General features: G+C 74.9%; 7 protein-coding genes and 1 pseudogene. 1 reads left to right on the plus strand and 7 read right to left on the minus strand.

Annotated elements, in window-relative coordinates; genetic code table 11:
• Nucleotides 1-12 precede the first annotated feature (12 nt).
• From eccCa to OTB19_RS08140, 7 genes and pseudogenes are all read right to left on the minus strand, one after another.
• Nucleotides 13-3,987, minus strand: coding sequence for a type VII secretion protein EccCa (gene eccCa, locus OTB19_RS08110; protein WP_267797352.1), 3,975 nt, complete (start codon nt 3,985-3,987; stop codon nt 13-15).
• 22 nt (nt 3,988-4,009) lie between these two features.
• Complete coding sequence (locus OTB19_RS08115) at nt 4,010-5,251, minus strand: MinD/ParA family ATP-binding protein (RefSeq protein WP_267797353.1); 1,242 nt, start codon at nt 5,249-5,251, stop codon at nt 4,010-4,012.
• A 61-nt stretch (nt 5,252-5,312) separates the two neighbouring features.
• On the minus strand, nt 5,313-6,668 hold the full coding sequence (gene eccD, locus OTB19_RS08120) for a type VII secretion integral membrane protein EccD (protein WP_267797354.1): 1,356 nt from the start codon (nt 6,666-6,668) through the stop codon (nt 5,313-5,315).
• A 232-nt stretch (nt 6,669-6,900) separates the two neighbouring features.
• Nucleotides 6,901-7,206, minus strand: a pseudogene (locus OTB19_RS08125) (hypothetical protein); the annotation flags it as partial.
• Between the two features lie 97 nt (nt 7,207-7,303).
• Complete coding sequence (locus OTB19_RS08130) at nt 7,304-8,248, minus strand: MASE1 domain-containing protein (protein WP_267797355.1); 945 nt, start codon at nt 8,246-8,248, stop codon at nt 7,304-7,306.
• A gap of 48 nt (nt 8,249-8,296) precedes the next feature.
• Nucleotides 8,297-9,127 (minus strand): PP2C family protein-serine/threonine phosphatase, encoded by an 831-nt coding sequence (locus OTB19_RS08135; RefSeq protein WP_267797356.1) that lies wholly within the window; start codon nt 9,125-9,127, stop codon nt 8,297-8,299.
• A gap of 190 nt (nt 9,128-9,317) precedes the next feature.
• Nucleotides 9,318-9,920: a DsbA family oxidoreductase gene (locus OTB19_RS08140; RefSeq protein WP_267797357.1), complete on the minus strand. Its 603-nt coding sequence runs from the start codon at nt 9,918-9,920 to the stop codon at nt 9,318-9,320.
• A gap of 106 nt (nt 9,921-10,026) precedes the next feature.
• Between OTB19_RS08140 and OTB19_RS08145 the strand changes: the two genes are divergently transcribed.
• Nucleotides 10,027-12,708, plus strand: coding sequence for a helix-turn-helix transcriptional regulator (locus OTB19_RS08145; protein ID WP_267797358.1), 2,682 nt, complete (start codon nt 10,027-10,029; stop codon nt 12,706-12,708).
• Nucleotides 12,709-12,743: the final 35 nt, after the last annotated feature.

Below are 12,743 nucleotides of genomic sequence, written 5' to 3' on the forward strand. Positions count from 1 at the left end.
CTGGCGGTTTCGTCACTCGGGCGTGTACACGGTCTGGATCAGGCGGTGGGTCTGTCCCCGTCGGACGAGCACACCGCGGCCGGCGGGCTGCTGCGAGGCGTACACACCGGGGAAGAGCTGGCCCTCGCTGCGGTCGCCCGCCATCACCACGGCCGAGGCCCCCGACTCGCGCAGGCCCTGCACCAGCGGCTCGTACATGCCGCGCGAGGCGCCGGCGACACGGCGGGTCAGGACGAAGTGCAGGCCGATGTCGACCGCCGACGGGATGTAGGGCAGGAAGGGGGCGAGCGGCGACTGTCCGGCGGTGGTGAGCACGTCGTAGTCGTCGACGAGGACCACGATCCGGGGACCACCGCCCCAACTGCCCGGTTCCAAGTCGTCCAGGGGGGCGCTGTCGTCGGGCATCCGCCGTTCCAGCTCGGTGGCGATGCCCGCGGCCAGTCCCGCGCACATCTTGGCGTTGTAGGCGTAGCCCCCGTTGAACTCCTCGGGGATCGCCCCGCGCAGGGCGCGGCGCGGGTCCATGATGGCGAAGACGAGCTCCTGCTCGCCGTACCGCTCGATGAGTCCGGCCGCGATGGTCTTCAGCAGGTTCGTCTTGCCGCATTCGCTGTCGCCCATGACCAGCAGGTGCTGGTCGTGCGCGAAGAGGTCCAGCAGGACGGGCGCCAGGGCCGTCTGGTCGAGGCCGATCGGCACCCGGCGGGGTTCGACGGCGGGTCCCGGCAGCAGGTGCGGCTCCAGGACGTGCGGCAGTACCCGTACCGGCTGGGCGGCCTCGCCGCTCCAGGTGGCGCGCACCTGGCGGGCCGTGCGCTCCAGTACCGCGCCCAGCTCCGCCTGGTCGGCGAGGCCGTCCGTGCGGGGCAGCGCGACCTGCGCGAACAGCTTGCCGTCGGTGAGGACCCGGCCGGGCTCGTCGGGCGAGAGGGTCTCGGCGAGCTTGCGCTCGATGCTGGACTCGCCGGGGTCGTTGAGCCGCAGCTCGACCCGGGTGCCGAAGTTCGACTGGGTGGCGATGCGGACGTCGTTCCAGCGGAGCATGCCCGCGACGACGTGGATGCCGTAGCCGCCGCCGCGCTTGAGGATGTCCACGACGGCGTCGTCGAGTTCCTCGAAGTCGTCGCGCAGCGCGCCGAAGCCGTCGATGACGAGGACGATCTCGGCGGAGGCCAGTTGCGGCAGCCGGCCCGCCGCGTGCAGGGTGCGCAACTGCTCGACGGAGTCGATGCCGTGGTCGCGGAAGAGGTCCTCGCGGGTGGCGAGCATGTTCCGTACCTCTTCGACGGTACGGGCCGCGCGCTCGCGGTCGGCGCGGCCGGCGATGCCGCCGACGTGCGGCAGACCGGACAGGGCCTGGAGGCCGCCGCCGACCAGGTCGAGGCCGTACACGCCGACCTCGCGCGGGGTGTGGGTCAGGGCGAGGGAGAGGACGAGGGTGCGCAGCAGGGTGGTCTTGCCGGACTGCGGTCCGCCGATGACGGCGGCGTGGCCGCCCGCGACGGTCAGGTCGAGGTACCACTCGCCCTGCCACTGCTTCGTCGGGTCGTCGAGCAGGCCGAGCGGCACGGTGAGCCGGCCCCGTCGCTTGGCGAGTTGCATCCCGCGCGGGCCGGCGTCCAGCGGGCCGGCGACCGTGTCCAGTGCGATCGCGGTGGGCAGCGGAGGCAGCCAGATGCGGCGTACGGGGGCCGCGGCGTGCTCCAGTTGTCCGACGATGACGCCCATCTCGGTGGGGCCGGTCTCGCGGCGGCGGGCGGAGGGCTCCTGCGGACCCTGGTTCTCCAGGTCGGCGAGGGTGTTGAACGCCTCGTACTCCAGGGCGAGGGGGCCGGTCTCCTCTTCCTCGGCCCGTCGGACGGGTCCGCGGTAGCCGCCGGACACGTAGCTCGCCTTGAAGCGCTCGTAGTGGCTGGTGTCGACCTTGAGGTAGCCGAAGCCGGGCAGCGGGGGGAGGTGGAAGGCGTCGGTGGTGTCCAGGACCGTGCGGGACTCGTCGGCGGAGAAGGTGCGCAGGCCGAGCCGGTAGGAGAGGTAGGTGTCCAGGCCCCTGAGCTTGCCGCCCTCGATGCGCTGGCTGGACAGCAGCAGGTGCACGCCGATGGAGCGGCCGATCCGGCCGATGGACAGGAAGAGGTCGATGAAGTCGGGCTTGGCCGTGAGGAGTTCGCCGAACTCGTCGATGACGACGAACAGGTGCGGCAGCGGTTCCAGGTCGGGTCGCCGGTCGGCGCGCAGCGCGGCGTAGTCGCCGATGTCGGCGACGTTGCCGGCGTCCTTGAGGACCTGTTGGCGGCGCTTGACCTCGCCCGCGAGGGAGGCGTGGACGCGCTCGACGAGACCGGCCTGGTTCTCCAGGTTGGTGATGACACCGGCGACGTGCGGCAGGTCCGCGAACGGGGCGAAGGTCGCGCCGCCCTTGTAGTCGACGAGGACGAGCGCGAGGTCTTCCGGCGGGTGCGTGGCGACCAGGGCGAGCACGAGGGTGCGCAGCAGTTCGGACTTTCCGGAGCCGGTGGCGCCGACGCACAGCCCGTGCGGGCCCATGCCCAGCTCGGAGGACTCCTTCAGGTCGAGCAGGACCGGCTCGCGGGAGTCGCTGACGCCGATGGGCACGCGCAGGAAGGCGCGCTCGCCGCGCGGCGCCCACAGCCGGTCGAGGTCGAGGCGGGCCACGTCGTCGATGCCGAGCAGGTCGGCGAAGTCGACGGGGCCGGACAGCGGGGCGTCGATCAGGGACTCGGCGGACAGCCGCATCGGCGCGAGCATCCGGGCCAGGCCCTCGGCGAAGGGGATGCCGACCTCGTCCACGGTGCCGTGGGCGCTGATCGGTTCCTCCTCGCGCAGGTCCTCGATGAGGACCCGGTCCCCGTCGACGGTGATCCGTACGCCGACGTGGCCGGGCTCCTGGATCCGCTGTTCGAGCAGGTGCAGGACGGTGACGCCCATCTCGCGCAGGCCGACGGCCTCGTCCGGGCGCGGCAGCTCGACGGCGTCCTCGCCGTGTCCGTCGGCGACGACGAGCAGCCGGGAGGTCATCGACAGGGCGTCCTTGCCGGACAGGCCGCGACGGACCTCGGCGGCGTAGGAGGCGCGGCGGCGCAGTTCGGGTCCGAGCCGGCGGGCGAGCTGCGACGCCGAGGGCGCGATCCGGCGGGCGGCCACGGGCCCGTCGAGCTGCTCGGTGTCGAGCAGGTGCGGCATCCACTTGGCCCAGTCCCAGTCGTCGAGCCGGTCGCCGGGCACGGCCAGGGCGATGGCGACGTCGTCGGGTGCGTGGGCCGCGGCGGTCTGCACCATCAGGGCGCGGGCGACGCGCAGGCAGTCCTCGCGGGGACCGATGACGGTGACGTTGCCGACGCGGTCGAGGGGGACGGTGAGGGGGAGTTCGGTGCCGTTGCGGAACCGGGTGGTCAGGGCCGAGGCCTCGTTGAGCATGAAGAGGTCGGGCGGGGTGAGGACGGTGGAGCCCTGTTCCGCGATGCGGAGGTCGCGGACGGGCATCTCGCCGGTCCCGACGCGCACGCGCAGGAAGTCGGCGTCGACGCGGCGGCGCTCCCACAGCCGGGCCGGGTCGCGCACGATGTCGTAGAGCGCGTGGGGCGGCGGGTTGAGCACGTCGGCGCGTTCGCCGCGCTCGCGTTCCTCGGCGGCGAGTTCCTCGCGGAGGTCCTCCAGGTAGGCGAGGTACGCCTCGCGCTGGGTCCGTCGGGTGCGTTGGGCCTTGCCGCGTTGGGAGAAGACGAGTCCGACGGAACCGATGATGGTGACGACGAGGATGAGTGCGCCGAGGGCGGCGAACTGGCTGTTGCGGACGACCGTCATCATCACGACGGACGACATGACGCCGGCCACGGGGAGCAGCGACATCGCGATGTTGCCCGCCTTGCCCTCGGGCAGGTTGGGCGGTGCCTCTATGACGCGTGCCTCGGAGGCGGCGGGGGGCCTGACCGTCCGGGCCGGGCGGTGGATCAGTCGGGTGCTCATCTAAGTCGTCCGTCGTCGTCCGTCAGTGGCGCTTCTGGGAAAGCCGGAACGCGTCCGCCGCGATGCGGGTGGCGGCCGTCCTGGTCGCCTGGGCGAGCAGGTCGGTGCGGATCTCGCCGCCGTCCGCGAGGTGGCGGTCGTACGGCAGGACGTGGACGCTCGTCCCGGTGGACGCGAGCGTGCGCACCGCCTCGTCGGTGTCGATGCCCGAGTGCGGGGCCTGTTCGGTGAGGACCACGACGGTGCCGCCGATCACGTGCGGGGGCAGGCCCTGCATCCACTGGAGCACCGCGTGCGTGCTGGCGACGCCGTCGAGGGTCGCGGGGGTGGTGAGGACGCAGGCCTGGGAGGCGGTCAGTGCGACGCGGGCCACTTCCGCGGGGAGCGTCTCGCAGTCGACGACCGTGACGCCGAAGTAGCGGCGCAGGGCGACCATGGCGCGTTCGTAGGAGCGGAAGTCCAGCATGGCGCCGATCTGGCCCTGGCTGCCGGGCAGCAGCCAGGCGTTGTCGCGGAGCTGGACGAGGTAGCCGGTGATGTCGAGCAGCGACATCTGCGGTTGGACGATGTCGGCGACGTCCCCGGTGGTCCAGCGCAGTGACTCGGCGCCGAGCCGGATGGGGAGCGAGCCGAGGGCGGGGTCGGCCTCGACGAAGAGGACGGGGTCCTGGCGGTAGTGGGCGTACGTGGTGCCCAGCAGGGCCGCGACGGTGGACTTGCCGGCGCCGCCGCGAATGGAGGTGACGGCGATCTGGCGGCCGGTGGTCACCGGCTGCTGGAGCGATTCGGCGATGCGGGAGACCTCGGCGACCTCGCGGGCCACGGACGAGGAAACGGTTCGCCAGATCGCGCGGGCGGCCCGGGCCGTGAAGGGTTCGCCGTTGCGCGGCTTGCGGCTCGCCGCGGCGAGGCTCGGATCGACCGCGGGGCGGGAGTCGGGGGTACGGGCCGCGCGGGCGGGGGCCGGGTGCGCGGGGCCGGGGGCCGGGGCGTGGCTCTGCGGCCGTGGGGCGGCGGACGGTACCCGGGGACCGGCGTCGGGGTGCGGACCACCGGGGTGCGGGGCCTGCGGGGCCGGGTACGGGGCCGCCTGCGGGGCCGGGGCCTGCGGGGCGGCGGGCCGCGCGGGGTCCTGCCCCGGGCCGGGGGGCGGCGGGGTGGCGCCCTGCCCGGCGGGCCCGGGCCCGCCGGGCAGGGCGGGCTGCCGGCCGCCGCCCCTCAGGTCCCGCAGGACGTCGCCCTGCCAGTTGTCTGCCTGTGACATGTCTGCCCCTGCCCCTCTTCTTCCGACCTGCCGCCCCGCGCGGAACACCTGCGCGTGGACCTCAGAACTTGTCGAGCAACTGCCCGTAGATGCCGAACACCCCGACGGCCAGCGGGAACAACCCCACCACCCCGACGGACTCGACGAAGTCGGCCGTGCGCCGCAGCCGCACCTGCACGTGGTCCGGCGGCTGCATCGCGAGCCCGAGCAGCGGCAGCAGCGCGGCCACGCACAGCACGGCGAGGGCTCCCGCGCCGCCGCCGTGACCGATCCACAGCACCACGAGGCGTACGAGGAGCAACCCCGCCGCAGCGATCAGCGCCACGACCTCCGCGACCAGCGGGAAGGCCCGCGCCCTCGACAGGAGTACCACGGCGACGAGCGCCGGCAGGACCACGGTCCACACGCTCGGTTCGCCGGCCAGCGTGAGCAACCAGCCGGCCGCCGCCGCGGAGACGGCCGCCGCGATCGTGGCGAGGGCGAGGCCCCGGTGCGTGGCCGCGAGCGCGTTGCCCACCTGGTGTCGGCTCACGGAGGTTCCGCCGGAGCGCCGGTCGTCGAGCGCCGTCAGCCCCGAGGCCATCAGCGCGAGGCGGGGCAGCAGGCCGAGCATGACGACGGAGAACACGGCCATGACCGCGCCGAGTCGCGCCGGGTCGTCCTGGACGGAGGCGACGACCTCCCACACGGCGGTGATCGTGGCGATGGCGGCCGCGCCCATGAATCCGCCGCGACCGAGCGGGGAGAACCAGCCGAGCATGACGAGGGTCACGACGAGCGCGGCGGCGACGGCCGCCAGTCGGGCGATGCCCGCCCACTGGTAGGCGTCGGCGGCCGTCCACGCCGTAAGGATGCCGAGTCCTCCGGAGGCGAGCAGGAGGGCCGTGGCCAGGCCCCGGTTTCCTTTCCCGACGCGTGCGCCGAGGGCGCCGGCGGCGAGCAGGAGGACGGTGACGACGAGCAGGGCGCCGGCGAGGGCCTCGAGTGCGAACTCGCGGCGGGCGAGCAGGGCGGCGGTCACCGCGAAGGCGACGGTCGCCACTCCCGCGCTGCCCCTGCGGGCGGCGGGGCGCCAGCGCCAGGCCTGGAGGTCGAGGTCGTCGGCCACCAGGTCGACGACGTCGTGGACGACGGGGGCGGGCGGCGCGGAGTGGGTCCTGACCAGCCGCAGGACCGCGCCGTCGGCTATGCCGGCGCCGGCCAGGGTGCTGTCCTGCGGCAGCGCCGAACCGTCCGACGTCACCAACTGGCGTGTCATGGGCCGCGAGGCGGCACGGTCGTCGAGCAACTGCAGGATGTCCGGAAGCAGCTGCCCTATGGGAGTGTCCGAGGGGAGGACCATGTCGGCCCGGCGTCGCTCGCCGACCAGGGTCACCCGGGACAGTTGCGCTCGGGAAGTCGTAGCTGTGCTCACCACTTGCGGGAACCTATCATCGCGGCGTTGCGGCCCTTCAGGGTCAAGGTTTCTACGAATGGGTCGGCTCGGGCGACTTCGTCGCCGACGGCCGGGGCGACGTGTGGGCCTTGGACGGGCGGGGGGACTTCGACGGCGTCGCCGACCCGGTCGGGGTCCCGGACTTCGAGGGCTTCGGGGACCGCGACCCGGACGCGGGGGCGTGCACGGACGCGGCCTTGGAGGCCGCCTCCGACGGGGCCGACGCCTGCGAGGGGGTCGGGGTCGCCGACGGCTGCGCGTACGGCTGCACGAGTCCCTGTTGTTGCTGCTTCTGTTGTTGCTGTTCGGCCTTCTGCTTCGCCAGCGTGGCCTGGATGAAGGACCATCCGACGCAGCCCGCGCACAGGACGGCCGCGATGGCGACCCCCGCGAACACCTTCCCGAGCCGTTCGTCGGCGGTGCGTCTCGCCCGCCCCGCCCCGAACAGCAGCGCGTCGCGCATCCTGCGACGGCGTACCGCCACCGACTCCAGCAGTTGGCTGTCGTAGTCCCGTGCCATGTGTCGTCCGTCGCCTCCCCCGCTGTTTTGCCTGTGCAACATAGAACATCCGTCGGGTTCGGGCACACTCCGGGGGCTCCGCGCGTCGCGGTGCGGATCACGGCTGGGAGAGGCGGGCGACCAGTTCGGCCAGTTCCACGCAGGCCTGCTCGATCTTGCGGCGGATGTTCTGCTGCTCGGTGACCATGGCCGACAGGAGGAGGGCCGTCAGGGCGGCCGAGCCGTTGAGGGCCATCAGGTTGGCCATGATCTCGAAGAGGCTGTGGTCCTCGAAGGGGCCCGCCCGATCGGTGGCCGCCGCGATGGCCACGACGGAGATCAGCAGCGAGCAGGGGGCCGCTCCCGGCAGCTGGAAGCGCACGGCGGCCCAGATCAGCAGCGGGAACACCAGGAACAGCAGCGAGAGCGAGCTGTGGGTGACCAGCAGGGTGACCGCCACCGCCGTGACCGCCAGCGCCGCCCCCTCGGCGAGCCGGTAGAGGTCGGGGGTCAGCCGGAACCGGGGCAGGACCAGCAGCAGCGGGGTCACGACCAGCACGCCCATCGCGTCACCGGCCCACCAGGACCACCAGACCGGCCAGAACCCGCTCGCCGGCAGGCTGCCGCTCAGCGCCAGCACCCCGGCGCCGACGGTGGCGCTGATCAGCATCGGCAGCAGCCCGCCGAGGAAGACCAGCGCCAGGCCGTCCCGCAGCCGGTCCATCTCGGTCCGGAAGTCGACCCGGCGGAGCATCGCGTACGCGCAGAGCGGGGCGAGGGTGTTCCCGGCGACGATGGCGAGGCCGACCGGCTCGAACGGGCCCAGGGTCTGCATGACGCAGAACGTGCCCAGCGCGATCCCCGGCCAGATCCGGGGCCCCAGCCACAGCAGCGCGGCGACCGCGATCCCGGTGGGCAGCCACAGGGGCGTGACCTGGGCGCCCGCGAGGACCACGCGCTGGAGCAGGCCGACGCGTCCGCCCAGGTAATAGGCGAGGGCGACGGCGAGGATCGACAGCAGCAGGTACGGGAGGCCTCGGCGTCGCCATCGCTCGGTGTGCACCCCATGTATGAGACAACGGCCGGCTGCTCCCGGGGCGCCTGACACGCGCTACTCGGTGCCCGGTGGTGCGTCGTGGCGCAGGACGAGGACCGCCGCGTCGTCCGCGTGGCCGGTCGAGTCGGCCACTTTCATCACCTCGGCGGCCAGTTCCTCGGGGTCCGCGCCCGCCCCGTCCCGGACCACCCGGACCACCTCCGCCAGCCCCGTCTCGATGGGGAACGAGGGCCCCTCGACGACCCCGTCGGTGAGCAGGACGTAGGCGCCGGGGCGCCGCAGCCGGCGGCGGGTGACGGGGTAGTGGGAACCGGCGAGGACGCCCAGCGGGAGCCCGCCCTCGTCCTCGTCCGTTCCGCAGTCGCCGTCGACCGTGGCCCAGACGGCCGGGACGTGCCCGGCCCGGGCGCCGTCGATCTCCCAGGTGCTCGGGTCGAAGCGGAGGAAGGTGCAGGTGGCGAAGAGTTCCTGGTTGACCGAGATCAGCAGGTCATTGGCGCGGCTGAGCACGTCGCCGGGGTCCTCGGCGGCCGCGGCGACGGCGCGCAGGGCGATGCGGATCTGCCCCATGAAGGCCGCCGCCTCCACGTCGTGGCCCTGTACGTCGCCGATGGAGAAGCCGAGCGAGCCGTCGGTCAGCGGGAAGCCGTCGTACCAGTCGCCGCCGATGTCCAGGCCCTGGCGGGCGGGCGCGTACCGGGCGGCGGTCCGCAGTCCGGGGGCGTCGGGCAGGGAGGGCGGCAGCATCTCGCGTTGCAGCGCCTCGGCCAGCTGGACCCGGGCCCGCTGGAGCTCGGCGCCTTCCCGGGCCTGGGCGGTGAGCCGTCCGAGGGTGGCCAGGAGGTCGTCGGCGCTCGCCTGTCGAGGGGCACGACGCGGGGCCATGGGCGTCTGGACCTCTCTCCGTGGGACGACGTGGGACGACCGAGCGGTACGCCCATCGTATTTGCGCGTCCCGATCCCCGCCCGGGGACGCCGTGCGGTGGCCGCCCTGCCCCGGAGCGGGTACCGGCGCGGTGGCCGCCCTGCCCCGGGTGCGTCCCCCGCCCCGCCCGGGAGCGGGTGGGGGACGGTGCTACGCCGTGGCGGCGGCCGGGGCGAGGGCGGCCGCCAGGGCCTCCCGCGACGGGTTGCCGGTGAAGGTGACCCCGTCCGGGAAGCGCAGGTACGGGATGCCCGGCAGGGCCTCGGCGCGGACCGCGGCCAGCGCCGCCCGGACGGCGTCGGCTCCCCCGTCGCTCCAGGCGACCCCCGCGTCGGCGGCGAGGCGGCGCAGGACGGCGGGATCGGCGATGTTCAGGCCGTCGGTGTGGTGGGCCCGGAAGAGCCGCTCGACGGCGGCCTCCGCCCGGCCCTGCGCGGCGGCGACGGCGATCAGGCGGTGCGCCTCGAAGGTGTGGGAGAAGACGGCCCGGTCGTGGTGGAACTCCAGGCCCTCGGCGGCGGCCAGTGCCGTGATCCGGGCGATCGCCGGGGCCACGTCGGCGCCGAACGCCCGCCGCAGCACCTCCGCCTTCGGCTCGCCCTCGACGGTGGCCTCGGGCGCCAGTTGGTGAGGGCGGAAGACCAGGTCGACCGTGCCGCCGGCGGCGCGGACCCGGGCGGCCTCCCGGGTGAGGCGGGCGAAGGCGAAGTACGACCAGACGCAGGGGATGTCGAGGGTGAATTCGATCTTCATCGGGGGCCTCCGCGTACGGTGGGTGGTCGAGCTGACGGCTCGACGGTAGGAGCACCGGGACGGCCCGGGCATCCGTCGGGTGACGGGGATCCGAGGGGGGCGTTCGATGCTGTTGGGCCGGGGTGGGGAACGGGCCGTCGTCGAAAGGTTGCTGGCCGGGGCGCGCGACGGCCGCAGCGGGGTGCTCGTGGTGCGGGGCGAGGCGGGCATCGGGAAGACGGCCCTGCTGGACGGCGTGCTCGCCGAGGCGGGCGACGACGTACGGGTGTTGCGCGGGACGGGCATCGAGTTCGAGAGCGCCCTGCCGTACGCGGGGCTGCACCTGCTGCTGCGTTCCGTGCTCGACCGGGCCGACGTGCTGCCGGCCGCACAGGCCGCCGCGCTGCGGACGGCCCTGGGTACCGGGAAGGCCGCTCCCGCCGGCGGCGACCGGTTCCTGGTCGGGGTCGCGGTGCTGACGCTGTTGGCCGAACTGGCCGAGGAGCGACCGGTGTTCTGTCTCGTGGACGATGCGCAGTGGCTGGACCAGGCGTCCGCCGAGGCCCTGGTGTTCGCCGCCCGGAGGCTGCACGCCGAACGGATCGCCCTGGTGTTCTGCGCGCGGGACCCGCACACGCCCGAGTTCCGACCGGCCGGGCTCGACGAGTTGCGGCTGCGGCGCCTCGACGGGGCGACCGCCGCCGATCTGTTGGCCCTGTACGCCGCCGACCTCGGGCACCACGAGCGGCAGGACGTGCTGCGGGAGGCCGAGGGCAACCCGCTCGCACTGCTGGAGCTGACCACGGCGCGGCGTGAGGGCCACGGCTCCCCGTACGGGGGTCCGCGCGGCCGGATCGAGCAGAGCTTCGCCACCCGCATCGCCGCCCTGCCGGAGCCGACCGGGACGCTGCTGCTGGTGGCGGCCGCGGCCGACGAGGGGGACGCCGGGACGGTCTTCGAGGCGGCCGGCAGGCTGGGCGCGGGGCTCGCCGACCTGGCGCCCGCCGAGCAGCACGCTCTGGTGCGGCTCGACGGGACCCGGCTGGTCTTCCGGCACCCGCTGGTCCGGTCGGCGGCGTACCGGGGCGTCCCGGCGGCCCGCCGGCTCGCCGCGCACCGCGCCCTGGCGGAGTGCAGCGAGGGCCACCGGGCGGCCTGGCACCTGGCCGCGGCCGCGACGGCCCCCGACGAGGAGGTCGCCGCGGCGCTGGAGCGCGGCGGCGAGCAGGTCCGCGCCCGGGGCGGGCACGCCGCGCTGGCGGGGGTGTACGAGCGGGCCGCGGAACTGAGCCCGGATCCCGCCGATCGCGGCCGCCGGCTCGGCGCCGCGGCGCAGGCGGCCCTGCACGCGGGCCAGTTGGACCGGGCGTGCGCGCTCGCCGCGACCGCCCGCGTCGCACCGGGCGGTGCGACGGCGACCGCCCGGCTCGCGTCGATCGTCGCGGAGATCGCCGACGAGCGGGGCGACCTGGCGCGGGCGCACACCCTGCTGGTGGAGGCGGCGCCACCGGTGGCCGCCGACGATCCGCGGGGTGCGGGACGGATGCTGTTCCTCGCCGTGGGCAGCGCGTGGGTCGGCGGGGACCCGGAGGGCGTGGCGCGGGCGACCGGGGCGGCGACGGCGGCCGGTGTGCCGAACCTGGCGGAGATCCGGGCGCTGGCCCGGCTGTCGTCACCGGACGCGGAGGTCCGCACGGACGCGCTGCGGTTCCTGCGCGACTCCTCGGCGCGTCCCGCCGGGCAACTCGGGGACCTGCGCGAGGCGTTGCGTTCCGCGTGTTGGCCCGGGTTCCTGGGCGACCACCGGGCGGCCTGCGAGCGGGCCGCGGCCGTCGAGCGGGAGTGCCGGGCGCAGGGCGCGATCGGGGTGCTGCCGCGCGCCCTGCTGGAGGTGTGCCAGGCCCAACTGCGGCTCGGGCTGCACCGGGACGCCCTGGCCGGCGGTACGGAGGGGCTGCGGATCGCCGCCGACACCGGGCAGGTCCGGACGGCCGCGCAGCTCGCGGGCACGCTCGCCGGCCTGGCGGCGGCCCGGGGCGACGAGGCCTGGTACCGGGAGCTGGCGGTCACCGCCGGGACCGTCGACCTGCCCGACATACGCCACCGGTTGGTGTCGGCGGGCATCCTGCTCGACCTGGGGCTCGGCCGGCACGAGGCGGCCGCGGACCGGGCCGCCGCGGCGCCCGCCCTGGCGGGCTGCACGTGTTGCGGCCGGGACTCCGACGAGGTGGAGGCGGCCCTGCGGGCGGGTCGGCCGCGCGCCGCGCTGGCGGCGTGGGAGCGGCTGCGGGACCTGTCCCGGCAGCTGGACCGGCCCGGGATCCGCGCGGTGGAGGTACGGTGCGAGGCCCTGCTGGCCGACGACGCCGAGGAGTTGTTCCGCGGCGCCCTGGCCCTGCACGGCGAAGGGGACACGGACCGCTTCGAGGAGGCCCGGACGGCCCTGCTGTACGGGGAGTGGCTGCGCCGGGTGCGGCGACCGGTCGACTCCCGGGGGCCGCTGCGGGCGGCCCGGGACGCCTTCACGCGGCTGGGCGCGACCCCGTGGGCGGGGCGGGCCGCCGGGGAACTCCGCGCGGCGGGCGAGGGCCGGCCGCCGGAGCAGCCCGCCGCCGGGTCCGACCTGGACCGCCTGACGCCCCAGGAGTTGCAGGTGGTGCGGCTCGCGGCGACCGGTCTGACCAACCGGGACATCGGGGCCCGGTTGTTCCTCAGTCCACGGACGGTCGGGTACCACTTGTACAACGCGTACCCGAAGCTGGGCGTGACCTCGCGGATGGAACTGACCCGGCTCGACCTGGCGGTCTGAAAGGACCCGGCGGGGAGCGGGGTGGGGCGCGCGGG

Source organism: Streptomyces sp. H27-H5, assembly GCF_026627505.1.
GTDB lineage: Bacteria > Actinomycetota > Actinomycetes > Streptomycetales > Streptomycetaceae > Streptomyces.